The 22,224-nt window shown below is 43.8% G+C and carries 24 protein-coding genes, 1 tRNA gene and 2 pseudogenes; 19 read left to right on the top strand and 8 right to left on the bottom strand.

Features of this window, described 5'->3' with window-relative positions:
• Nucleotides 1-236: 236 nt before the first annotated feature.
• Nucleotides 237-668 (top strand): acetyltransferase, encoded by a 432-nt coding sequence (locus ABUE20_RS18205; RefSeq protein ID WP_408621383.1) that lies wholly within the window; start codon nt 237-239, stop codon nt 666-668.
• 70 nt (nt 669-738) lie between these two features.
• The gene (locus ABUE20_RS18200) at nt 739-1,119 is read left to right on the top strand and encodes an NUDIX hydrolase (RefSeq protein ID WP_408621377.1); all 381 of its coding nucleotides are present in this window, start codon (nt 739-741) and stop codon (nt 1,117-1,119) included.
• A 32-nt stretch (nt 1,120-1,151) separates the two neighbouring features.
• On the opposite strand, the pseudogene ABUE20_RS18195 reads toward ABUE20_RS18200, so the two are convergent.
• The 3 genes and pseudogenes from ABUE20_RS18195 to ABUE20_RS18185 all read right to left on the bottom strand — a co-directional run.
• A pseudogene (locus ABUE20_RS18195) lies at nt 1,152-1,307 on the bottom strand (IS110 family transposase); the annotation flags it as partial.
• Between the two features lie 307 nt (nt 1,308-1,614).
• Nucleotides 1,615-2,121, bottom strand: a complete 507-nt coding sequence (locus ABUE20_RS18190; RefSeq protein ID WP_408621376.1) for a GNAT family N-acetyltransferase — start codon at nt 2,119-2,121, stop codon at nt 1,615-1,617.
• Nucleotides 2,118-2,393 carry a type II toxin-antitoxin system TacA family antitoxin gene (locus ABUE20_RS18185; protein ID WP_408621374.1) on the bottom strand — a complete coding sequence of 92 codons (276 nt, stop codon included), beginning with the start codon at nt 2,391-2,393 and terminating at the stop codon, nt 2,118-2,120. The genes ABUE20_RS18190 and ABUE20_RS18185 overlap by 4 nt, the downstream gene beginning before the upstream one ends.
• 310 nt (nt 2,394-2,703) lie before the next feature.
• On the opposite strand from ABUE20_RS18185, the pseudogene ABUE20_RS18180 reads away from it, so the two are divergent.
• The 6 genes and pseudogenes from ABUE20_RS18180 to ABUE20_RS18155 form a co-directional block, all read left to right on the top strand.
• A pseudogene (locus ABUE20_RS18180) lies at nt 2,704-2,834 on the top strand (IS256 family transposase); the annotation flags it as partial.
• Nucleotides 2,835-3,001: 167 nt separating this feature from the next.
• Nucleotides 3,002-3,526, top strand: a complete 525-nt coding sequence (locus ABUE20_RS18175; RefSeq protein WP_408621373.1) for a RipA family octameric membrane protein — start codon at nt 3,002-3,004, stop codon at nt 3,524-3,526.
• Between the two features lie 555 nt (nt 3,527-4,081).
• Complete coding sequence (locus ABUE20_RS18170) at nt 4,082-5,179, top strand: hypothetical protein (RefSeq protein ID WP_408621372.1); 1,098 nt, start codon at nt 4,082-4,084, stop codon at nt 5,177-5,179.
• 444 nt (nt 5,180-5,623) lie between these two features.
• Entirely contained in the window at nt 5,624-5,935 is a 312-nt protein-coding gene (locus tag ABUE20_RS18165) for a YdhR family protein (protein ID WP_408621371.1), read from the top strand.
• Nucleotides 5,936-6,305: 370 nt separating this feature from the next.
• Nucleotides 6,306-6,782, top strand: a complete 477-nt coding sequence (locus tag ABUE20_RS18160; RefSeq protein WP_408621370.1) for a hypothetical protein — start codon at nt 6,306-6,308, stop codon at nt 6,780-6,782.
• A gap of 364 nt (nt 6,783-7,146) precedes the next feature.
• Entirely contained in the window at nt 7,147-7,467 is a 321-nt protein-coding gene (locus ABUE20_RS18155; RefSeq protein ID WP_408621369.1) for a hypothetical protein, read from the top strand.
• Between the two features lie 259 nt (nt 7,468-7,726).
• Here the strand turns inward: ABUE20_RS18155 and ABUE20_RS18150 are convergent, their stop codons facing one another.
• Nucleotides 7,727-8,701, bottom strand: coding sequence for a nitrilase family protein (locus ABUE20_RS18150; RefSeq protein WP_408621382.1), 975 nt, complete (start codon nt 8,699-8,701; stop codon nt 7,727-7,729).
• 93 nt (nt 8,702-8,794) lie between these two features.
• On the opposite strand from ABUE20_RS18150, the gene ABUE20_RS18145 reads away from it, so the two are divergent.
• The gene (locus ABUE20_RS18145; RefSeq protein WP_408621368.1) at nt 8,795-9,655 is read left to right on the top strand and encodes a LysR family transcriptional regulator; all 861 of its coding nucleotides are present in this window, start codon (nt 8,795-8,797) and stop codon (nt 9,653-9,655) included.
• 52 nt (nt 9,656-9,707) lie between these two features.
• Here ABUE20_RS18145 and ABUE20_RS18140 read toward each other — a convergent pair whose 3' ends face one another.
• Together ABUE20_RS18140 and srmB are read right to left on the bottom strand one after the other, a co-directional pair.
• Nucleotides 9,708-10,097: a cytochrome b562 gene (locus tag ABUE20_RS18140; protein ID WP_408621367.1), complete on the bottom strand. Its 390-nt coding sequence runs from the start codon at nt 10,095-10,097 to the stop codon at nt 9,708-9,710.
• 144 nt (nt 10,098-10,241) lie between these two features.
• The gene (srmB, locus tag ABUE20_RS18135) at nt 10,242-11,471 is read right to left on the bottom strand and encodes an ATP-dependent RNA helicase SrmB (protein ID WP_408621366.1); all 1,230 of its coding nucleotides are present in this window, start codon (nt 11,469-11,471) and stop codon (nt 10,242-10,244) included.
• 110 nt (nt 11,472-11,581) lie between these two features.
• Between srmB and ABUE20_RS18130 the strand changes: the two genes are divergently transcribed.
• The gene (locus ABUE20_RS18130; protein WP_408621365.1) at nt 11,582-12,307 is read left to right on the top strand and encodes a tRNA1(Val) (adenine(37)-N6)-methyltransferase; all 726 of its coding nucleotides are present in this window, start codon (nt 11,582-11,584) and stop codon (nt 12,305-12,307) included.
• A 73-nt stretch (nt 12,308-12,380) separates the two neighbouring features.
• Nucleotides 12,381-13,892 (top strand): Ppx/GppA phosphatase family protein, encoded by a 1,512-nt coding sequence (locus tag ABUE20_RS18125; protein WP_408621364.1) that lies wholly within the window; start codon nt 12,381-12,383, stop codon nt 13,890-13,892.
• On the opposite strand, the gene ABUE20_RS18120 is transcribed toward ABUE20_RS18125, so the two are convergent.
• On the bottom strand, nt 13,881-15,167 hold the full coding sequence (locus tag ABUE20_RS18120; RefSeq protein ID WP_408621381.1) for a PTS sugar transporter subunit IIC: 1,287 nt from the start codon (nt 15,165-15,167) through the stop codon (nt 13,881-13,883). The two genes, ABUE20_RS18125 and ABUE20_RS18120, sit on opposite strands and share 12 nt — an antisense overlap.
• A gap of 300 nt (nt 15,168-15,467) precedes the next feature.
• Between ABUE20_RS18120 and ABUE20_RS18115 the strand changes: the two genes are divergently transcribed.
• From ABUE20_RS18115 to ABUE20_RS18095, 5 genes are all read left to right on the top strand, one after another.
• Nucleotides 15,468-15,788: a PTS sugar transporter subunit IIB gene (locus ABUE20_RS18115; protein WP_408621363.1), complete on the top strand. Its 321-nt coding sequence runs from the start codon at nt 15,468-15,470 to the stop codon at nt 15,786-15,788.
• Between the two features lie 15 nt (nt 15,789-15,803).
• On the top strand, nt 15,804-17,159 hold the full coding sequence (locus ABUE20_RS18110; protein ID WP_408621362.1) for a PTS sugar transporter subunit IIC: 1,356 nt from the start codon (nt 15,804-15,806) through the stop codon (nt 17,157-17,159).
• Nucleotides 17,160-17,179: 20 nt separating this feature from the next.
• Nucleotides 17,180-18,583, top strand: coding sequence for a glycoside hydrolase family 1 protein (locus ABUE20_RS18105; protein WP_408621361.1), 1,404 nt, complete (start codon nt 17,180-17,182; stop codon nt 18,581-18,583).
• The gene (locus ABUE20_RS18100; protein ID WP_408621360.1) at nt 18,583-18,891 is read left to right on the top strand and encodes a PTS lactose/cellobiose transporter subunit IIA; all 309 of its coding nucleotides are present in this window, start codon (nt 18,583-18,585) and stop codon (nt 18,889-18,891) included. Before ABUE20_RS18105 ends, ABUE20_RS18100 begins: the two co-directional genes overlap by 1 nt.
• Before the next feature lie 137 nt (nt 18,892-19,028).
• Nucleotides 19,029-19,988, top strand: a complete 960-nt coding sequence (locus tag ABUE20_RS18095) for a LacI family DNA-binding transcriptional regulator (RefSeq protein WP_408621359.1) — start codon at nt 19,029-19,031, stop codon at nt 19,986-19,988.
• Here the strand turns inward: ABUE20_RS18095 and fldB are convergent.
• On the bottom strand, nt 19,978-20,502 hold the full coding sequence (fldB, locus tag ABUE20_RS18090; RefSeq protein ID WP_408621358.1) for a flavodoxin FldB: 525 nt from the start codon (nt 20,500-20,502) through the stop codon (nt 19,978-19,980). The two genes, ABUE20_RS18095 and fldB, sit on opposite strands and share 11 nt — an antisense overlap.
• Nucleotides 20,503-20,568: 66 nt before the next feature.
• Between fldB and xerD the strand changes: the two genes are divergently transcribed.
• The 3 genes from xerD (at nt 20,569) to ABUE20_RS18075 (ending at nt 22,206) form a co-directional block, all read left to right on the top strand.
• Nucleotides 20,569-21,465: a site-specific tyrosine recombinase XerD gene (gene xerD / locus ABUE20_RS18085; protein ID WP_408621357.1), complete on the top strand. Its 897-nt coding sequence runs from the start codon at nt 20,569-20,571 to the stop codon at nt 21,463-21,465.
• Between the two features lie 90 nt (nt 21,466-21,555).
• A tRNA-Gly gene (locus ABUE20_RS18080) sits at nt 21,556-21,630 on the top strand.
• A 231-nt stretch (nt 21,631-21,861) separates the two neighbouring features.
• Complete coding sequence (locus tag ABUE20_RS18075; RefSeq protein ID WP_408621356.1) at nt 21,862-22,206, top strand: hypothetical protein; 345 nt, start codon at nt 21,862-21,864, stop codon at nt 22,204-22,206.
• Nucleotides 22,207-22,224 lie beyond the last annotated feature (18 nt).

Genomic DNA, 22,224 nt, shown 5'->3' with positions numbered 1-22,224 from the left:
AACATAATGATGGAGTTCCGCCTGCAATCGCCGAGAATCGGCCTAACCGTGTGTCCGGTTTTAGTTGACCTCTATACATGAATACTAAAAACCTTCTTGGCAAGGTCAATGCCGATAGTTTGAATAGTGGACATAGCAACCTCCAAATGATCAACGCGTCATGGTTAAGTATGGCACGCGGTGGTTTGGGAAGAGGGAGTCCATATCATTCGTTAGATTTTCAATCTGGTTTAGTGATGAATATTGAGATCGTAGAAAAAGCAGATCATCTTGAGCTGATAGAAGTCTGGGAAGCGTCGGTAAGGGCTACGCACGATTTTCTGGCTGAAGATGATCTACAGGAGTTAAAGCCGTTAATTCTGGAGCAGTATTTTGATGCAGTTGATTTAAGGTGCGCTAAAAACGGTAACGGTGAAATTCAGGGATTCTGTGGAGTGCATGACGATAATATTGAGATGTTGTTCATCTCACCTGATGCACGCGGAAAAGGCATTGGTGCCATGTTAGCGGCCCATGCTATCAAGGAGCAGGGGGCATCAAAGGTCGATGTAAACGAGCAGAATGAACAGGCGGTAGGTTTTTATCAGCATATTGGATTTAAAATGGTAGGTCGGTCACCAGTCGATGGTCAGGGTAAGCCATATCCTATATTGCATATGGCGCTATAAAAATTTAATAAGGCCAAGCGCGTGTTGGCGGCGTTATATGAATACAGTCAAAATATACATGGTTGGATAAATGAAAAAATTAGAAAGTGTAGCTTGGGTTTTCAAAAAAGACGGCAAAGTTTTATGCGTAAAAACAAAAGGTAAAAATAAGTACTTTATTCCGGGTGGGAAGTTGGAAGCCAGTGAAACGCACCAACTAGGTCTTTTGCGAGAAATCAAAGAAGAGTTAAATATTGATTTAGTTGCCGATACGATTACACATGAGTTTACAATTGTAGATGAGGCTTATGGTCTGGAGGACACCGAACTAACGATGCATTGCTATTCAGCCGATTTTAGTGGAGTGATAACTCCTAACTCAGAAATCGAGTGTATAAAGTGGGTCGATAAATCAAAAATCGATGAATGTGCCCCAGCAGCACAAAAAGCGGTTCTTAAGATGCTGAAGTAAACTCATATAACAAACGAGTATGGCGTCAATAGTTAATTTTTCGCCATTCTTTCGTCCCACATAGTACCATCCCTGAGCATTGAATTAAGGATAACAACCATCTTTCTGACGCAGGCAATTATCGCCACTTTCTTTGGTTTCCCTGCTTCAAGCAATCGCTGATAAATAGCCTCAAATACGGGGTTAGATCAAATAAATAGGCCACCCACCTGATAAAGCCAGTATTCATGCGGCTCTTATGAAATGAGAGGAAGCAAAATAGCCGAAACCTTCACTCTGAATTTTGATTCATTTTGCCGGTAAAACTGCTGTAGCCCCCGATTATTTGAATGACTTTGAAAAAGGAAGGCTAAAGGATCCTGTTATAACAGAGTTTATAAGGTGGGTGGTCTGTCTATTGTTTGGACATAGCTGACCTCCAAATGATCAACGTGACATGGTTAAGTATGGCTCGCGGTGGCTTGGTAAGAGGGGGCCATATCATTCGACAGTTTGCTAAAAGTGTGTTGAGCTCAGGCTGGCTCGAATATCAGCAATAGTGATAAATAGGCGGTTTTCTGCATCTTTAAATGCGGTAAACCCATATTGTTCATAAAAGTGTTTTGCGCCGTCTTTTGCATCAACGATAACAACAGGAAAAGCAACAGTATCACTAGCTATAAGTAGTTTGCGTAGAGCATCGATTAATAGCCATTCGCCAAAGCCTTTTCCTTTAAAATTCTCATCAACAGCTAAACGAGCAATGAGTCCGCCAGACGTTGATGAGTGGTGTTTTTTCTGTAGCTTTTCTGGTAAAGCATTCAGATCAATTGGTGTCATGGTTAAAGTATAAAATCCAATAATTCTGAATTCATCGCTATCATCTTCCAGAATAAAAGTTCTGGTGTTATCTTTCTTTGCTTGCTGACTCGCCATAACTTTAAGATAGTTATTTAGAGCACTGATACCACAGTCGAATCGGTTTCTGTCATGTTTAGATTTATCAAGGAGTACCGTATTCATTGTTGATTTTTGCCTTGATAACGTTGAGCTGCGGTTTGTAGTTTCGCATTTGATGTAGCTGGGCGATCAAGAGCATCCATTAATAACATAGCGTCAGCTTGGCTGAGTTTAAGTGTTTCTTCTCGTTCGATAACTTGCATTGCTTTTTCAATAGCGGCGCTGAGAACGAATGAATTAATACTAGACATACCAGCAATGGCAGCTGCTTTAGTCAGTAACTCTTGTGTCTCAACGTCGACTCGAGCAGTGATGCGAGGTAACGTAGTTGCCATAAATAGTCTCCTTTTGTGCCAAAATGTCACATCGATATTATGGTATCAAATGGAGAAAAAAGCAATGAGCGTGTCACTTTGGCACGTAAATCAGAAACAAAAATAATAGCCAATCCACCGTATAGAGCCAGTATTCATACGCCTTTATGAAATTAGATACAGCAAAATGGCCGAAACTTTCACTCTGAATTTTGATTCATTTTGCCGGTAAAGCTACTGTCGCTCCTGATTATCTGAATTGACTTGAAAAAGGAAGATTAAAAGATCCTGTTATAACAGGGTTTATCAGGTGGGTGGCCTGCCTATTTTTCTAAAACTGCTGTATGCTGGGATATTGAACACTTCTAAAAAATGGACAATGCCGATCCAAAATTGGAAATGGCATTGTCTCAACTGGCGATTCACTTCGATGGGCGATTGGATGAGGTCTTAGATATCTAACCAAAATTAGTTGACACAGAATTCTGAACGCCCTCTAGATGGCTGCAAGATCTGAAAATCACGATTGTTTTTACTTGCCAAAAGCGGAGCGCCCATAAATGCTACGCCTTACCAGTTGCCTATTCAACATTTTTAAGACAAATTATAGTCTCAGTTTGGAGTATATAATGGCTGATATATTTGATCTTTATAAAACGACTCTGGAAACATCTAAGTTTGAGACAGAGTTAAGAGAAAAGCGGTTTACCGATGCAGTAAAGTTTAACCTTACTGTAGTTTTTGGATTGGTAGCGCTAACGAGCTATATCATGGATATGGAACCAAAAAAACACGACTTTTTCATAGGAGGGGTCTGTTTGATAATGTTGCTAAGTGTATTCGGCTTGTTCATCTCATTGAAGTGGAAAGCACAAATAATAAGCTTAGGTAAATGGCAACGGCATTGGAATGAGCGTATTATTGAAATTGAAAATTCAGATGCATTTAAAACATGTGTTTCAGGTGCAATTTCCGTTTGGGCACACGGGCATTCTTCGACTAGAATAAAGTCTAGCTTTTCTGAATTAGATAATAAAAGTACTGGGGAAAGTACCAGTGGCAATTTTCACGTATCTATCGCTCTAGCATTTTTGTCTTTATACTGTATATTTTTTTGTGGGGGGATAATTCTAATCCTGTACATGAAGGCCTAACGAAAAAAATAATAGGTCACCCAACCGTATAAAGCCAGTATTCATGCGACTCTTATGAAATTAGAAGAAGCAAAATGGCCGAAACTTTCATTTTGTAATTTCATTCATTTTGTTGGTAAAGCTGTGGCGCCCTCGATTATTTGAATTATCCTGAAAAAGGAAGATTAAAGGATCCTGTTATAACAGGGTTTATAAGGTGGGTGGCTGGTCTATTGTCAGGAACACTAAGTAGATGATGGATATACAGTATTATTCATTCGATTTAATAACGATGCGTGCTTTGCCGCTCATGTTGCGCACTTTTTATCTGGTTCAGTTATTAAAAAATAATATAAATCAAATAGTTGTAAATAGCACGAAGGAGTTATTACGCAAGTTTAGGGGAGATATTGCGCGCGCACGTTTTGCAACCTAGGTATATTGGGTAAAACGGCTATACTTTATTGATAAATATGATGTTGTTAGATTTTGGGATAAAAATACGCAGGTGGTTTTTGAGCATGCGCAATATACAACTGTCAGGCATATTTCTAATTTGCCAATCACGGAGGTTTAATGGCACAAGGTATTATTTCTGATAATTGGTCTCTTCAAGATATATCCAAGATGTTTGTTCATGGCTTGGAAAATGAATATGCCGATGAAATTATTGTCCAAGATGGAGAGCATCACTACAAAGAAGTTAGTTATCCAGCCATTCAAACGGAAGCGCTTTTCGATTTTTTAACTGATCTTGTTTTAAGAGATGAAATTTTAGTTGAAGAAAAGTTTGAGAATGTGTGGGGACAGGTCAATAGCCCTATATTGGCAGCTAAGACTCTTGGTGTTGTAAGGAGCTATCCATTTTTAGAAAATCCAGATAAATTGGTAGAACCGCGTGATCGAATCATTGAGTATATGAGTTCAACCGATTCTCTGAAACTAGCCCACGAAGAAAATGTATTAAGTTGGAAAGAAACAAATACAGTTCAGAATCCACTTCTCTCATCAACAATGTGGGGCGGTGCTGGAATGTGCGCGCGTAGTTTCGTTTATGAAAAAAGTTATACACCACATCCCCTTAGAAAAAGATTTTTCATCAACTCAGGCTTCATGTTACCTGCGGGGGATGCATTACATCAATTAACCTCATTTTTAAATGATGCGCAGATGAGGGTATCTAAAAAAATATACGGAACAGATGCCTTATATTCTCTTTTTGTAAATATGCCCGCAATCCCTATTAGGATTATTCAAGAATCTAGTTCTCCTAGTCAGTTAATTGATATAGCTTTAGAAATGAGACAATATTTTTCGAAATTAAGAGAATGGCTAAAGTTGTTTCAGAATGTACTGTCTGAAGATAACATCACGGAAATTGCTAATTATCGTAAGCAATTAGATTCAGTGTCGGAATATGTTAATGCAAAAATTGGATTAGGTTCCGCTCATAAGCCTGTAACTATGGAAGCTGGTATGGGAATTTTTAAAATGGTTACACAGACTAATCCTATGAATACATTAAAAAATCAGTTCGGTATCAGAGCTACATTAAATCGCCTAATATTCGGTTCTAACGGTAAGCAAGAAATTAAAAAATTTATAGACATGTTTGATCAAAGAGGCTCAGTAGTTGGTCTCGATATAGAACGTCACTTCATGAAAAATGCATAACAATGGGCTGCAATAGACCTCGAAATGTCACCGCATTTTGCAGGGCAAAATGACGTTCCAGTGCTCACTACTGAGCTTAGAAAATAGTAGGCCACCCACCGTATAGAGCCAGTATTCATGCGCTTTTATAAAATTAGATACAGCAAAATGGCCGAAACTTTCACTCTGAATTTTGATTCATTTTTCCGGTAAAGCTGCTGTCGCTCCTGATTATCTGAATTGACTTGAAAAAGGAAGGCTTAAGGATCCTGTTATAACAGGGGGTGTAAGGTGGGCGGACTGTCTATTCTTTCTTGCGCGCGCGCATTTTGCAACCTATATATATTTGGGAAATAGCAATAATCTATTGATAAATATGATATTTTAAAATTTCAGCATAAAATGCGCAGGTAATTTTTGAGTGTGCGCAATATACAACTGTTAGGCAACAACCAAGGAATGCCAATGATCACATCCATAACCAAATTTAAGCTATCTAAGCCTGCTACCCAAGAAGAAGCAAAAGAGATTTTCTTGAGTACGGCGCCAAAGTATAAAGATTTGCCTGGGTTAATTCGAAAATGCTACGTCATATTCGACGAGGGTAATGCGGTGGGTGGAATATACCTTTGGGAGTCGCGAAAAGATGCGGAAGCTGTGTATACAGAAGATTGGAAACAGTTTGTTAAAGAAAAGTACGGCTCCGAGCCTGAAATCACATACTTAGATACTCCTGTCGTCGTAGATAATGTATCTAAGGAAATTATTAGCATTTAAATTACTGGGCGGTCATCTGGTTATGAGTCCCGCAAAAATTCTGTATATTCTATTCATAGAAAAGATTTTGAAGAAGGTATGTTTTGTGCCAGTAGAAATAGGCCACCCACCGTATAAAGCCTGTATTCATGCGGCTATTATGAAATTAGGGGAAGCATAATGGCCGAAATCATTACTCTGAATTTTGATTCATTTTGTCGGTAAATCTGCTGTCGCCCTCGATTATTTGAATGACTTTGAAAAAGGAAGGTTAAAGGATCCTGTTATAACAGGGTTTATAGGATGGGTGGCTTGTCTATTTGTTTTTATGGTGTAATGCAGAGGCTTTTTTACTGCGCTAACTGCGACTTAACAAGGTGTTATAAACCCCATGGATCGAGAAAAGGCCATTCAAAAAAGATTGAAGCTTCGTGAAGAGCACGAACGTCAATATCGCCTCAATTTAATTGTGGATTTGACTAAGTTCTTAGATGCACAGTTGATTCCTTACCAAATTGAATTTGGTAACAACGTTGCGGAGTGGATCGCAGAGAATTTCCCTATTCAATTCTCGGGGATAGATTGGGGAAATTGCGCTGGGTCTGAGACGATTCCTTTTGTAGAAGATGATGTTCGAGATCGTTTGATTGTCGAAGCTATCTCAAATGACCTCCAAGTTGACGATATCGTATGGATTGCCTGGGGAAATGCACTACGGCCTATAATGTCGGTAAGAGCTGAGGTGGTAGTCCTGCATCCTGCAAAATTTGCTGATGAGGATTTAGATATGTGGATCATTCAAGTTGAGAAGGGGTTCTGCTTGGAGTGTTATCATGAAGGCTACGTTGGGTATAAGCGGGTTTCATAACAATACAATTCAGAAAAATAAATAGGTCAACTATCGTATAGAGCCCGTATTTATACGGTTTCTATGAAATTTATAAAGAGTAAAGTGACTGAGAATTTTCACTCTGAATTTTGATTCATTTTGTCGGTAATGCTGTTGTGATAACCCGTTTATTTGAACTACTTGGAAAAGGGAGGTTAAAGAACCCTGCTATGACCGGATTTATATGGTGGGGAGCTGACTATCCTTGGGCCGATTAGCTTTGGCAAGGCTGTCTTTGACTATCCATTTTGATAAATATTACTTTATATGGGGTTTGGGCTAAAAGTTCGCGGGGAGTTTTGGCTCGGGCGTAATATCCAACTGTTAAATGGCTTTAGAGAAAATGAAGTTCAAAGTACCCATTTTATTTTTCATTGCACCTCCAATTCTTTTCGGACTGGTTTGGGCATATGAAGCTTTTGAAACTGGTCAAACGATCAAGCAAATTTTCATGTTGCGTACCGATAACAATAGCCTGTTGGTATGGATCGGGAAAATGTCCATAGTCGGTTTTCTTAATAGCTTTGTTCTTGAGAATTTTTATCCTAATTATAAAAATAAAAGTGTGTCAGTTCAGAGGCTTATTAATATTATAGGTTGTGCATTTTTTTTAGCCGTAGTTAGCACAATTATTTGGGTACTATTTCCAGGCGTGCAGTTATAAAAGCCATATAACAAACAAATAAACAGGGAAATAAACAGGCCACCCACCGTATAAAGTTAGCATTCATGTGGTTCTTATGAAATTTAGAAAGAGCAAAGTGACCGAGAATATCCACTCTGAATCTTGATCCATCTTGTCGGCAAAGTGGTTATTGCTACCCGATTACTTTAGAAAATAAAGACTAAATCATCCTGTTATGACTGGGTTTATCCGGTGGGTGGCCTAATTATCCAGCCTAATTCTTGTTCTTTCCGTTATATTATTTTTCGCATTTATGTTCTGAAAACCGGGCCGCATGAGGGGCTAATTCATCACCTGTTGTTTGGGTCAGTGGGCCGTATAAATCGGGACGGCGACCTCTGATCCACCGTCTTCCTGTACATCGATCAAGTTCACTGGCTTTTAAATCAGCGATCACAAGGTCATCTTCAATACTCTGAGTCTCGGCTAAAATTTCTCCATAGGGGCTTAATATCATGGCGTTTCCGGTTCTGACTTCGTCCATATCCAAGCCAACCCCATTACTGAATATGAGGAACATGCCATTATCGTGAGCTCGGGCCGGTAGCCAGCGCAGTAGCCAGTTCCGGCCTTTATCCCCTTGCATTTCTTGGCGTAGTGCTTCTGGATTTTCTCTGCGGTTGTGCCATAACGCGGGTTCGATCAAACCCATTGCTTTGGGACTACGGGAATTACACCCTCCGGTTTGGTGGGGCGCGATGAGAATGTCCGCTCCTTTGAGCGCAGTAATTCGGACATTTTCGACTAAGTTATTATCCCAGCAAATCAGGATCCCTACCTTGCAGCTATGTGGGGTTTCAAACACGGTAAACTCATGGCCACTGCTCATATAGGGGCTGACGAAGGTGTGCAGCTTTCGGTGCTTTTTCAGACGACCGTCCGGCATGGCGAAGAGATAACTGTTAAATAACGTGCCGTTTTCATCTCGTTCAATTAAACCAGCACCAATACTCACCTGATACTGTTTGGATAATGAGAGTAGCCTTTGGGCACTCATACCATCGGGAACGGGTTCTGCCAGTTGCTCAATCGCTGCTTTGCTCAGGATTGAGACATGCCAGTACCCGGTGATGCACATCTCCGGAAAGATGATGATTTCCGCGCCTGAAGCGGCTCCTTGCGCTGTGAATTTTTGAATGATGGATAGATTATAAGCTTTATTACCGGCTTGGTGATTGAACTGAACGGAGGCGACGCGGATGTCTCGCATGATTTTCCCTGATGTAGAATGATGTGTGGGAGGACTGTAAACGATAGATTTCATTCCTTATAATGAAATAAATTCTAAAATCAATGAATGTTAGGAATGGAAATCGATCATTTAAGAGCGTTCTACCAATTGGCGCAGGATCATCATTATGGGATTGCCGCTCAGCATCTGTTTATCACGCAGTCTGCGTTAACGAAAAAAATTAAGCGACTGGAATTAGATGTGGGTGTTTTGCTGTTTGCGCGAGGGCGACATGGCGCAGAATTAACTCCGGCTGGCAAAGCGTTACTGCCGGATGCCACTCGGATTTTAAAGCAATTTGATAAGTTTCAGCGATTATCACTCGCCGTATCTAAAGGGACTTCAGGACAGCTGAATATAGGGTTCGGTATTTCCGCTTATGCCGATGCGCCCGCGTATATTGCGGAGTTTAAACGCTGTTATCCGAATGTGGCGATTACGTTGAATGATCAGCCGTCTTCACAGCAAGCGGAGGCTTTGGTTGCGGGTGATTTACAGTTGAGTTTCAGCCGTACTCAGGATATTCATCCACCGTTACACGCGATGAAGCTGTTTTCGGATCATTTGGCGATAGCGGTGCATCAACGAGAGCCTATTGATTCAGAGGATCCGTGGCGTTCCCTGCGCCAACTGAATTATTTGCAATTGAATCCTAAACGCGGCAGTGGCTTGTATCGTCAAGTTCAGAGCTATCTCGCCCATGTTCATCAGACCGTGGCTGTAGTGCAGGAAGCCGATGATATTCTCACCTTGTTGGCATTGGTTTGCGCCGGCGTGGGTTATACGATCATTCCGGCCAGAGCCCGGATTATTTGCCAACCGGAGATCAAGCTGCTTGAATTAACCTCCGCTAATGCCAGTTGGGATATCGGATTACTTTGGAATCATGAACATGAAGATGTCTTGGTCCGAAATTTTATTGAGTTTGTGAAGTAGCATCCGCCTATGTACTAAGTGATAAAAAAACCGCCTTAGGCGGTTTTTTACACTAAACACCCAGTTTTTTATGATAGCTTCGCATGATATGACCTAATTCAGAGGCCGATTCTTGGGCTTTGCTAAAGTTTCCTTCGCTGGCATATTCCTGAGCCAGTTTAATTTGGCTTAACAGTTTATTAATGCCTTCCCGATAGGCTTGGCGCATGGGATCCTCAGCAGGTTTAGAGGCTAAAAAGTCAGGAACCCCGGCCTGTGCTTTTAATACGGCTGCTTTGAGGTTGGCTAGATCAGCTTTCAAATCTTTTAATGTTTTGTCTTTCATTACGGCGCGATAGGATTGAGACATCTGCATCATTGACATACCGACATCCTGAGCGGCAAATGCAGGTGCGGTAGCGAGGCTGGCACATAAGACGGCAAGTGCAAATATTTTTTTCATAATAGAAACCCTTGATTAATAACTTACTCGCTTATTACTTTAGAGGCTATGTCGCTATAACGGAAGTGAGTTTGTTAAAAATATGCTATGAAAGCGTAAGGTTCCTGTAATGGGAAGGAAGCCACTTTCGTGGCTCCTGGGTGATCATTTTTTCGATTGTTTGGCTTTCGTTTTGGTTTGGCCGGTTTTAGTTTTTTTAACTTTTACTTTCTTCGGCGCTTTTTTGGGAATTTTGTGTTGTGGTCGCAATGAATCGATCACCCGGCGTCGCATCGGATTTTTTGTATAGCGTTCGATTTTGCCTAAAATAGCAATTTCATGGGCTTCAACAAGGTTGATTGCACAGCCTTTTTTCCCTGCGCGGGCGGTTCGACCGATCCGATGTACATAAACATCCGCCGTGCGAGGCATGTCGTAGTTAAATACATGGCTGATATCCGCAATATCAATGCCGCGTGAGGCTACATCGGTTGCAATCAAAACATTGACCTTCCCGGATTTGAAACGTTCTAGCGCATCGTTGCGACGTCCTTGGGTCATTTCACCTCGCAGATAAACGGATGGAATATTCTGACTTTGCAGATAAGCCACCAGTTCATCAAGGCGATCCCGGGTTTTAACAAAGACAATGGCTCGGGTCACTTCATCGCTACGTAGATAGTGACATAAAATAGCGCGTTTGTGATCCAGCGTGTCACAGTGGTGATACAGTTCCAGAATTTTGGCGCGTTCTCGTCGAGGGGGATCCACCCGGATGGTTTGCGCATTTTGCATGACTTCGGCTGCAAATTGCTCCAGTAGCTCACCTTCTAAGGTCGCTGAAAAGAGCGCCGTATGTGAACGAGCGGTGAGTTCATCGGCAATTTGGCGCATTTCGCGAATGAATCCCATATCCAGCATGCGATCGGCTTCGTCCAAGATTAACCATTCGATCGCCTGACAGTCAAAAACCTGAGCATTGATGTATTCGATCAGGCGCCCCGGGGTCGCCACGACAATATCACAGCCCGCATTGAACTGGGCGGCATGTTCTTGATGGTTTACTCCACCGGTAATATCGACAATATGATGTCCGCTTTGCTCTGCAAGTAACCGGGCCTGTTCGGCAACCTGGAGTGCCAGTTCCCGAGTTGGGGTTAGGATCAGAACCCGGGCTGGCCCTTGTTTACGACGCGGAAAGTCCAGCAAATGCTGAAATGCCGGTAATAAAAAGGCCAATGTTTTTCCGGTTCCGGTCGGAGCAGAAGCCAGCACGTCATATCCGTCGAGCAAGACGGGAATCACTTCCTGCTGAATGGTGGTAGGACGGGTAATCTGTTGCTGCTCAAGGCTAGCAAGCAATTCATCATCAAGTTCTAATTGATCAAATGTCATGAAATATCACTGCATGGTCAGGTGAATTGTCGGGGATACTTGCAAACGAAGTGCTCTCCCCATAAAGTTGCCGCCTATTATAGTAATAAATTGGCCTGAGAACGAAAGTTTTGAAGCATTATCAGCAACGCGGTTTCACGTTTAAGCAATTTCATGTGGCTCATGAAGGGTGTGCGATGAAAGTTGGGACCGATGGGATCCTGTTGGGCGGATGGACCCGACTGCAGCAGCCGGAGCGAATTTTGGATATCGGCTGTGGTAGTGGCCTGATTGCTTTAATGTTGGCACAACGCACGCAGCACATGCCAATAGCGATTGATGCAATTGATATCGATGCCGATGCGGTGACTCAAAGCCGACAGAATGTGACCCATTCGCCGTGGGCCGAGCGGATTCATATTTATCATCAGGATCTAGTGGATTTTAATCAAGGGCATTACAGCCATTTGGTGAGTAATCCTCCTTATTTCCCTCATGGACAAGTGTTTGAGGATCCGCGACGGGCGATTGCTCGCCAGACTTACACGCTTTCGCATCAGCAGTTGTTGATACAAGCGGCTCGACTGGCTCGATCCGATGCAACACTGTCCTTGATTTTGCCCTATGCTGAAGGGGAACAACTGCTCATGATAAGTCAGTCATCAGGGTGGTATTTGCGCCGCCGTTGTGAGGTCGTGACGAAAATTAAAAGCATACAGCCACAGCGTTTGTTGCTTGAGTTTTCCCGGTGTTCCGGAGATTGCGAATCACAGCAGTTATCGATTTATCAACAACCTGGGGTTTATAGCCAGACATTTAAGCGGTTATATCGGGACTTTTATTTGAATTTAGACTGATCTTTTTAAAGCGCTTGACCTCTTGGGAACGGCACGGTTTACTTAAAGCTATTATGGAACTTAGTTGATAGGCATGTCTGATCTCTCTCCAATGAATTACCCTGCAAGCCAGCAAATTGCTGCAGTCGATTTGGGTTCGAACAGTTTTCATCTTATTATCGCCCGTTGGGACGGAGAACAAATCCACATTGTGGATCGGATCAAAGAGCCGGTTCGCTTAGGGTGGGGTTTAAATGAATATGGCGTTTTAGATCAGCAGGCGATTGAGCGCGCCATGAGTTGCCTCGGTCGGTTTGGTGAGCGATTACGGGGTATTTCTACCGGGAATGTGCGGGTGGCTGGCACCAAAACATTGCGTAGTGTGCATCGAGTCGATGATTTTCTTCAACAAGCTCAGGCACAACTGGGGCATCCGGTGGAGATTATCTCCGGTGAGGAAGAGGCGCGGATTATTTATTTGGGCGTTGCTCATGATTTAGCCCCTAAAGACGGCAACCGATTAGTGATTGATATCGGGGGGGGCAGTACTGAAGTGATTATCGGTGAAGGGATGGAACCGGTGGTCAAAGAAAGTTTGAGTATGGGGTGTGTTGCCATTACCAAGCGTTTTTTCAGTAAAGGGAAAGTCACCGCCGGACGCTTGAAAAAAGCGCGTACGGCCTGTATGCAGGAATTGGTGCCGGTACTCGATACTTTATTTGATAAAGGCTGGAGTGAGGCTATTGGGGCTTCTGGAACAATTCGTAGCGTGGCTGAAATCTGCCGTTTTAAAGGGTGGAGCGATGGCACCATCAAGCCAAAATATATCCATCAGTTATTGGATGAATATTGTGAGGCTGGAGTGGTCGATTATCCCATGGAAGGGCTTTCAGATAATCGGCGTCCCGTGTTTTTAGGGGGGTTGATCATTCTGTCGATCCTCTTTGATGGGTTGGGCATCGATTCGATGAATGCGGCTCAGTGGGCCTTACGTGAAGGGTTGCTCTATGATCTGAAAGGCCGTTTGGAACATAATAATTTTCGTGATCTGAGTGTGATGAATCTGGCCGAACGGTTCCATGTGAATTTTGAATATGCAAACCGAGTGGATCGTATTGTTCAATCTTTACTGGAACAAGCGGGTGGATGGGGTCTGGATTACCGGAATACCTCACAATTGTTGCATTGGGCATCGCTGTTGTTTCAGGTGGGATTGGATATTACGCATAGCGATTATCATAAACATGGTGCGTATATTGTTGAAAATGTGGATTTGCCCGGATTTTCTCGCTCGGAGCAATCAGAACTGGCCTTGTTGGTGTTAGCGCACCGCAAGCGGATCACTAAAAATTTCCCCATTGATAAAGAACCCTTGCTGAAAATACTGCTGCTATTACGGTTGGCTATTATTTTACAGCGTGGCCGACGGGGACAGCAGATGCCGGAAGTCTATCTGGAAGTTGATCATGATGAATTACGACTGGGTCTGCCAACGGAGTGGTTGGATAAAAATCCTCAGACCTTTGCCGATTTGCAACGAGAAATCCGTTATGGTCATCAGACGGGCTATCAAATCAAAGTCGTATCGCCGACTTCAATTCGCTGAGCGGGCGCGCTGCGCCTGCTTTAATAACATTTTTTCATGGACATTAAAGAAAGGGCGGTAAATACTCCATGAAATAGAAATCGCCAGAATACTCATTAAGGCGTTATTTAAACTGCCGTTGGCTGCCCAAGCCGCCCCAATGGGGGCTGGCATGGACCACGGGAGCATCGCAATAAATCGATCCAAAATCTCTAATTTGGTCAAATACCAGGCAATGGTGGCGTTAATCATGGGAACGCTGATAAATGGGATTAAAAATAGTGGATTCATGATGATGGGAAATCCAAATAGAATGGGTTCATTGATATTAAATAGCGATGGAATGAATCCAAGTTTTCCCACTGAACGTAGTTGCTGAGAACGACTGCGAAAGGCCATTAACATCAAGGGCAGTGTTGAGCCTACACCTCCAATCAGTAAATAATAATCCCAAAAACCTTGCGTATAGATGTGCGGGATGGCCTGACCTGCGGCCAGTGCATGCTGATTGACCGCCAAATTTGATAACCAGAATGGATTCATAATTCCGGTGACCAGAATAGAACCGTGGATCCCAATGAAAAAAAGTACATTACAGACCAGCAGTGAGAGCAGAATTGCCGGAAGCGAATCCGAAGCAATAATCAGTGGTTGGAAAATGGTTTCCATAAGTTGTGGAAAAGGTAATCCCCAATAATGCTTCAAAATCAGGTTGAAACAGCTCAATGAGAGCAGAATGAAGAATAAAGGGATGATCAGTGCAAAACCATTGCGGGTGATTTGAGGTACTTCTTCTGGCATCGAAAAAAACCATCCCCGTGTATAAAATTGATGGATAATTTCTACAGCATACAGGCTGGCAAAAGTCGCTGTAAAAATTCCCATGCCCCCTAAATAACGAATAGCTGCTGTTTGATCGGTAAAAAAACCAATCAGTAATAAAAAAGAGATACAACCCGTTAACCCGGAAAATCGTTGTGGCAACTGGTAATGTTTGGCCAGACTAGCGGCTGCACCAAATGAAATAATCAAGCTGATCAGCCCCGATGTGAGTTGGAATGCCGGGAGCAATAACGGCCGTAATTCCCGGGAAAGCACTAGCCAGCTCTGGGCAAATGTTCCGGGATGGGTGGGAATAAAAGGCGGATATAAAAGCGGAACAAATAAGCTCCCGACAAAAATAAAAGGCATGGCTAGCTGAAAGCCATCCCGAACGGCAAGAATATGCTTACTATTTGTTAACAGCTTGGCAACAGGAGCTATATATTCTTCAATTGCATTGGCTATCAACTGCATCCATTGGCCGTTGAGCACACTATCACCTCAAATTTTTACAGTAGATTATGCTATTTTTATGGCCGCCCATCCTTATTTCTAAAGATGAACAGTCCTTTAATGTCTGCAAACTTTACACTGTTGCCATGATTCCACATTAATTGATTGTAGTAATTCGCTTTCTGTCACGTTTATCCACGGAGTTTTTCGAGGGGATGTGATCCTGTGCACATAATCTAAATCATGAAATGGAAACCGGTTTCCATTTGTTTCATTAGTCCTATAGTAATGGAGTGATTTATGAAATAACCGGAGTTGATTATGTACCGTTTAATGTTGTGTTGTTCGGCTGGAATGTCGACCAGTCTGCTGGTTAAAAAAATGAAAGATGTGGCTGAACAGAAAGGAATTGCTGTGAGCATTGATGCTTATAGTGTCGCCGAGTTTGATGAGCAGGTCAGCCACTATCAGGCGGTGTTGCTTGGGCCTCAGGTGAAATATTTACAGGCGGATCTGGCTCGGCGGGCGAGCCCGTATGGGGTGCCTGTTGAAACGATTAATCCAATGGATTACGGCATGCAAAATGGTGAGCATGTACTGGAACAGGGATTGGCTCTGGCCGGTACCGAGATAGCAGGATAGCGCAGGAGAGTTCTCATGGGTACGCACTTTGATCGGTTATCCCATCTGATTGAAGATAAGATAACACCGATAGCTGGGGCTGTCGGACAACAGAAATATATTACCTCAATCCGTGATGGCTTTATTGCCGCTTTGCCATTCATGATTGTCGGCTCATTTATGCTGGTCTTTATTTTCCCTCCGTTTTCAGAAAATAGCAGCCTAGGTTTTGTACAGGCCTGGCTGGCATTTTCGGCGAAACATCGGGAAACGTTGATGTTGCCGTTCCATCTGAGTATGGGAATTATGACCCTCTTTATTTGTGTTGGGATTGGCTCGAGTCTAGCCCGGCATTATAAATTGGATCCAATTACCACCGGCTTACTGGCGTTAATGTCATTTTTGCTGGTGGCCGCACCTTATAAAGATGGTCAGATCTCCACGCAGTATTTTGCGGGGCAGGGGATTTTTACGGCTCTGATCGTTTCGATTTATGCCACTGAGGTGTATGCGTTTTTAAAACGGCATCATATAACAGTGCGATTGCCGCCGCAGGTGCCAACCGGAGTCGCTCGATCTTTTGAAATTCTGATCCCGGTATTGGTGATTATTTTTACGCTTTATCCCTTGAACCTGTTTATTGAGCATGAAACCGGCATGATTTTGCCTGAAGCCGTGATGGCGCTGCTTAAACCACTGGTTTCGGCTTCCGATAGTTTACCGGCGGTACTGTTATCGGTCTTTATCTGTCAGGTGTTGTGGTTTGCTGGGATCCACGGGGCTTTGATCGTGACCGGGATTATGAACCCGTTCTGGATGGCAAACTTGTCTGCCAATCAGGTCGCTTTAGCCGCAGGTCAAGCCATTCCTCACATCTATACCCAAGGTTTTTGGGATCACTATCTATTGATTGGGGGCGTGGGATCGACGTTGCCGTTGGCCATTCTATTGATCCGAAGTAAAGCGATTCATCTCCGGAGTATCGGCCGAATGGGGATTGTCCCGGGGATTTTTAATATCAATGAGCCCATTTTATTTGGGGCTCCGATCATTATGAATCCATTGTTCTTCCTGCCTTTTGTTTTTGTCCCAATGATTAATGCCGTCTTTGCTTATGCTGCGACTTATTGGGGATTACTGCCTCGGGTTGTGTCACTGACTGCTTGGACAACACCCGGACCTATCGGGGCTTCATGGGCTGCTAACTGGGCCATTACACCGGTATTTATGTGTCTGTTCTGTATGTTCACCGCGTCGCTAATGTATCTGCCATTTTTGAAAGTTTATGAAAAACAGCTGTTGGCTGAAGAAGCGAAAAAAGCGGCAGAACAAGCTGCATTGGCGGATGCGGATCCGGCATTGGATAAACATGAAACAGCATTTAACCATTAATGAATGAACGAAAGGATTACATGATGAGTTTTTATCGATTCCCAGACCATTTCTGGTGGGGAAGTGCCAGCTCAGCCGCTCAAAGTGAAGGTGCGGCACATGAGGCGGGCAAAGCGGATACCGTCTGGGATTATTGGTACCGGCAACAACCACATCGCTTTTTTAATGCGGTAGGGCCCGAAAAAACATCGGACTTTTATCATCGCTTTGAAGAAGATATCGCGTTGCTCAAACAATTAGGTCACAACAGTTTTCGGACCTCTATTTCGTGGGCTCGCTTGATCCCGGATGGGGTGGGGGAAGTGAATCAGCAAGCGGTGCAGTTTTATCGTGAACTGATTCATCAGCTTAAATCTGCTGGAATTGAGCCTTTTATTTGCTTGTATCACTTTGATATGCCATGGGCGATGCAGCAGTTAGGCGGATGGGAAAATCGGGCTGTTGTGGATGCTTATGTCCGCTATGCACAGGTTTGTTTTGACCTCTTCGGAGAGCAGGTATCGCACTGGTTTACCTTTAACGAACCGATTGTGCCGGTAGAACAGGGATATCTTTATGATGCCCATTATCCGAATGTGGTGGATTTCAAACGGGCTGTGCAAGTGGCTTATCACACGATGTTGGCTCATGCCCGGGTGGTGAATGAGTATCATCAGCGTCAATTGACAGGTCAAATTGGCATTATTCTCAATTTGACACCCAGTTATCCCCGTTCGGAACATCCGGCGGATGTGAAAGCGGCCCGGATCGCTGATTTGCTGTTTAACCGTAGTTTTCTGGATCCGGCCGTGTTAGGGCAATATCCGCAGGAATTAGCGCAGTGGATCCAAGATCATGATTTGCAACCCATCACTGAGCCTGACGATACCGCGATGTTGGCTTTAGGAAAAGTGGATCTACTCGGCGTGAATTATTATCAACCACGACGGGTGAAAGCACGCTTGAGTGCGGTGAATCCTGAAGGCCCCATGATGCCGGAATGGTTTTTTGAACCTTATGAGATGCCCGGTCGGAAGATGAATCCTTATCGAGGTTGGGAAATTTATGAGAAAGGGATCTATGACATTCTGACGAATCTACGCCAGAACTACGGCAATATCCCTTGTTATATCTCTGAAAATGGGATGGGGGTTGAAAATGAAGAGCGGTTTATGGTCGATGGCGAAGTGCAGGATGATTATCGGATTGATTTCATTCGTGGGCATCTGATGTGGTTGCATAAAGCCTTAGAGGAAGGTGCTAACTGTCTGGGATATCACCTCTGGACATTTATTGATTGCTGGTCATGGACCAATGCGTATAAAAACCGTTATGGATATGTTGCTCTGGATTTAGCGACCCAGCAACGGCGACTTAAAAAGAGTGGACACTGGATTGCTCAGGTGAGTGCTGAGCATGGTTTTCAGGTGGAGGATCATCAATAATGGATGCTGAACAAGTCATCATGGGAATTATCGTCAATGCCGGACAGGCCAGGAGCCTCTATTTTGACGCGCTGAATGATGCGAAAAACGGGCAATTTGAACGGGCAGAGCAAAAGCTGCAAGAAGCAAAAGGCTTTATTAGTGAAGCTCATCATGTGCAAACTGCCTTGATTGAGGAAGATGAAGGGCAGGGGAAAATTCCTATGACGCTGATTATGGTTCATGCGCAGGATCATTTGATGACCTCAATGCTGGCCGGAGAGCTTGTTCAGGAGTTGATTGCCTTGTATCAGCGTCAATCTGATTAGCTGGTTTTCTGCTGGTTGGTGATCGGAGTCACTCGGGCTGGTTTTTTATGTAATTTTGCCAGCCCGATAACATCCCCCTGCATTTCCCTGACGGCCAATTATGCTATGATTTGGGCATATTAAGGTGAGGTAGAGTCATGGCGACGATTAATGATGTATCCCGATTAGCAAAAGTATCCAAAGCAACCGTATCCCGGGTTTTAACCGGAAGCCGAGGGGTTCGGGAGGAAAGTCGGCAGTCGGTGCTGAAAGCTGTGGAAGCGTTGCAGTATCGACCGAGTGTGCTGGCGCAGAATCTGGCTAATCAGCGTTCGAATTGTGTCGGGGTGATTTTAAAACGGAGTGATAGTCAGCTTATCGCTGAGGCCTTACCCAAATTAGCCAAGGGGATTCAGGCGCAGGATTTGGAGATGCTGGTGAGTTTTGTGGATCACTCGCAGGCTATTTATGAACAGATTGAACGTTTAGAAACATCCAGTGCTGCCGCCATTATTGTCTTAAGTGAAACGGATGAAGATTACAGTGGGGAACGGTTAATTTCGTTATCGGGGACTACGTCCGGCTGTATTCATTACGATCACCGCTTTGCTTGTGAAAGTGCGACCCGTTATTTACTGAGTCAAGGGCATCAGCAAATTGCGCTATGGCTTGATGATGACGCAATGGCCATTAGTGAACAGCTTAAAGAAGGTTACAAAACGGCGCTGGAAAACAAATCGATTCCTTTAAACCGGCAACTCATCATTCATGGTCAGCGTGGTGTTGAGCAACCGTTGCTCGAATTGTTGAACCGTTATTTGCCATTTACTGCACTGATGACTCGTTGTGATAGCGAAGCGGCTATTGCGATGCGATTACTGCGGCAGTTCAATATTGCTGTTCCGCAGGAAGTTTCGGTGATGAGCCTGGAAGATTCCCCACTGGCCCAGCAATTGACACCGCCTTTGACCTGTATTCATTATCCGTTGGATCAACTCGTGGATGTGGCGTTACAGCGACTCAAAGGGGTACTGCATCAGCGTTTAGATCGTAGTGAACCAGACGAATTGAGTGGTCGTCTGGTGATCCGGGAATCTGTGTTACCGGCTACTCGCTAATGGCTTGTAACTCTTCTAGAAGTTGGTTGGTCCATTGCTCGATACGGGTGTCACTTTGCTCGTATTGGGTTTCATCATCCAGAGCCAGACCGACAAAATAGTCACCGTCTTGAGTTAAGGCTTTGGATGTGTCAAATTGATATCCCTGATTGGGCCAGTAACCAATAAAACTGACCTGATGCATCGCTAATTTAGCGTATAACATCCCCATAGCATCTAAGAACCATTCTCCATATCCTTCTTGATCTCCAAGACCAAACAGGGCGACGATTTTGCCGTCTAGTTTGAGCGTATCCAGATCATTCCAGACGGCATCCCAGTCTTCTTGCAACTCACCATAGTCCCAGGTTGAAATCCCCAAGATCAGAATATCGTAGTGCTCCATTTCGGTGAGTGATGTGTCTTTGACATTGTGTAACTCGACAATTTCCGGGCCGCCTAAAGCATTCTGAATTTTCTCGGCTGCCATTTCGGTGTAACAGGTGGTGGAACCATAAAAAAGGCCAATAGCCATTGCGTTCTCTCTGCCATAAAATTTATAGTTAGTTTAACAAAAGTGGTCTGGGGGCCAAAGTAGCAAGTGACTCAGGAAAAGCGTTATCCATATATTGAGCAGTTTCTGGATGTATTGTGGCTGGAACGAGGGCTGGCTGAAAATACGCTGATTTCCTATCGGAATGATTTGACGAAACTGGCTGACTATTTAGGGCAGAAACGGATTGAGTTGATTGAGGTGAAGCCGAGTGAGCTGCAGGATTATTTCATGTGGTGTCTGGATCACGGCCAAAAGACCAGTAGTGCGGCCCGGCAACTTTCAGCTATTCGTCGGTTTTTTCAGTATTTTTATGCTCAGGGAGAACGAGCGGATGATCCCAGTGCTTTATTGCATTCTCCAAAACAAGAGAAGCACCTCCCGGATACGTTAAGTGAAGATGATGTCGATAGGCTACTCAATCAACCTAAACTGGATGAGCCGATTGAATTGCGCGATCGGGCTATGTTGGAGCTGCTGTATGCCACTGGGCTTCGGGTTACGGAGCTGGTGAGTTTGACGATGGATGAATTAAGTTTGCGGCAAGGGGTCGTTCGAGTTCTGGGCAAAGGGGGTAAAGAGCGGCTGGTTCCGATGGGGGAAGAAGCTGAGTATTGGTTAGATCGTTACTTTCGGGAAGCTCGGGGACTATTACTCAAACAGGAATCCGATATTATTTTCCCCAGTAAACGGGGGGTACAAATGACTCGGCAAACATTTTGGCATCGGATTAAAGCCTATGCCCAGCGGGCCGGGATAGAAAAACCCCTATCTCCCCATACGTTACGACATGCTTTTGCTACGCATTTGTTGAATCACGGCGCTGATTTACGAGTGGTGCAGTTACTGCTGGGGCATAGTGATTTGTCAACGACGCAAATCTATACCCATGTGGCTAACGAGCGTTTAAAACAGGTTTATGATGAAAGTCATCCCCGAGCCTGATTAAAAAATGACTAATCAGTTGACTTCACACGAAAAAATAGCAATAACCACTAGCGCAATGAATTATCCCTGATATAATTCATTGCGTTCGCGGGCATCGTATAGTGGTTATTACCTCAGCTTCCCAAGCTGGTGACGCGGGTTCGATTCCCGCTGCCCGCTCCAAATTTTTCTCTCGACGTTTGTTATTTCCACCCTTCTTCTTTTAAGAAAATTATTCATTTAGTATCAGTTCATTAGCAGCGTATTTTCGCCACTTTTATATGGAAAGATCTGATGTATAGATGTTGATCATAAAGCCCGCTCTTTCTATCTTAAGCTGACGAGTATTTATAATGCGCGAATAGGGCGATCGTTGGTAGTGATGAAAGGGCTGTCAAGGATGAGGGATAGTGGATGCTGATTGAAGAATGTGAATGCTTACAACCCAGACTCTGGGATTGTGAAGAGAAAGGAACATACTTAGGCGCCGATATGAAGAATAGTCGATGTGGTGATGTTTGGTTATATCAATGCCCTGAGTGTTCCCAACATTGGTTATTTTATCGAGTTGAGTACCCTTCATTTTCAAAATCTGGTCGCTGGTTTAGAGCGATACTTCCAGTCGATATGTCCAAGAATATAAAACCAGACGCTGCGGAATCGCTGCTGAATGCTGCCCCATATCGAATTGTTGGGGGCAGTTTTTACGATTCTCCAGGATTGATTTTAACCGGGGAAACGAAGCTACCTTTTGACTAGAGTCTGGTGAATGTTCAT

The organism is Celerinatantimonas marina, from assembly GCF_046054165.1.
In the GTDB taxonomy this organism is placed as follows: Bacteria; Pseudomonadota; Gammaproteobacteria; order Enterobacterales; family Celerinatantimonadaceae; genus Celerinatantimonas.
The sequence above is the reverse complement of the archived record's forward strand: the minus strand, read 5'-3'. Positions and strand labels throughout refer to the sequence as shown.

Excerpts from the sequence above, each read along its gene's own strand:
- ABUE20_RS18205 (WP_408621383.1), top strand. The coding sequence starts at position 237 with ATGAATATTGAGATCGTAGAAAAAGCAGATCATCTTGAGCTGATAGAA.
- ABUE20_RS18200 (WP_408621377.1), top strand. The coding sequence starts at position 739 with ATGAAAAAATTAGAAAGTGTAGCTTGGGTTTTCAAAAAAGACGGCAAA.
- ABUE20_RS18190 (WP_408621376.1), bottom strand. The coding sequence starts at position 2,121 with ATGAATACGGTACTCCTTGATAAATCTAAACATGACAGAAACCGATTC.
- ABUE20_RS18185 (WP_408621374.1), bottom strand. The coding sequence starts at position 2,393 with ATGGCAACTACGTTACCTCGCATCACTGCTCGAGTCGACGTTGAGACA.
- ABUE20_RS18175 (WP_408621373.1), top strand. The coding sequence starts at position 3,002 with ATGGCTGATATATTTGATCTTTATAAAACGACTCTGGAAACATCTAAG.
- ABUE20_RS18170 (WP_408621372.1), top strand. The coding sequence starts at position 4,082 with ATGGCACAAGGTATTATTTCTGATAATTGGTCTCTTCAAGATATATCC.
- ABUE20_RS18165 (WP_408621371.1), top strand. The coding sequence starts at position 5,624 with ATGATCACATCCATAACCAAATTTAAGCTATCTAAGCCTGCTACCCAA.
- ABUE20_RS18160 (WP_408621370.1), top strand. The coding sequence starts at position 6,306 with ATGGATCGAGAAAAGGCCATTCAAAAAAGATTGAAGCTTCGTGAAGAG.
- ABUE20_RS18155 (WP_408621369.1), top strand. The coding sequence starts at position 7,147 with ATGAAGTTCAAAGTACCCATTTTATTTTTCATTGCACCTCCAATTCTT.
- ABUE20_RS18145 (WP_408621368.1), top strand. The coding sequence starts at position 8,795 with ATGGAAATCGATCATTTAAGAGCGTTCTACCAATTGGCGCAGGATCAT.
- ABUE20_RS18140 (WP_408621367.1), bottom strand. The coding sequence starts at position 10,097 with ATGAAAAAAATATTTGCACTTGCCGTCTTATGTGCCAGCCTCGCTACC.
- srmB (WP_408621366.1), bottom strand. The coding sequence starts at position 11,471 with ATGACATTTGATCAATTAGAACTTGATGATGAATTGCTTGCTAGCCTT.
- ABUE20_RS18125 (WP_408621364.1), top strand. The coding sequence starts at position 12,381 with ATGTCTGATCTCTCTCCAATGAATTACCCTGCAAGCCAGCAAATTGCT.
- ABUE20_RS18120 (WP_408621381.1), bottom strand. The coding sequence starts at position 15,167 with ATGCAGTTGATAGCCAATGCAATTGAAGAATATATAGCTCCTGTTGCC.
- ABUE20_RS18115 (WP_408621363.1), top strand. The coding sequence starts at position 15,468 with ATGTACCGTTTAATGTTGTGTTGTTCGGCTGGAATGTCGACCAGTCTG.
- ABUE20_RS18110 (WP_408621362.1), top strand. The coding sequence starts at position 15,804 with ATGGGTACGCACTTTGATCGGTTATCCCATCTGATTGAAGATAAGATA.
- ABUE20_RS18105 (WP_408621361.1), top strand. The coding sequence starts at position 17,180 with ATGATGAGTTTTTATCGATTCCCAGACCATTTCTGGTGGGGAAGTGCC.
- ABUE20_RS18100 (WP_408621360.1), top strand. The coding sequence starts at position 18,583 with ATGGATGCTGAACAAGTCATCATGGGAATTATCGTCAATGCCGGACAG.
- ABUE20_RS18095 (WP_408621359.1), top strand. The coding sequence starts at position 19,029 with ATGGCGACGATTAATGATGTATCCCGATTAGCAAAAGTATCCAAAGCA.
- fldB (WP_408621358.1), bottom strand. The coding sequence starts at position 20,502 with ATGGCTATTGGCCTTTTTTATGGTTCCACCACCTGTTACACCGAAATG.
- ABUE20_RS18075 (WP_408621356.1), top strand. The coding sequence starts at position 21,862 with ATGCTGATTGAAGAATGTGAATGCTTACAACCCAGACTCTGGGATTGT.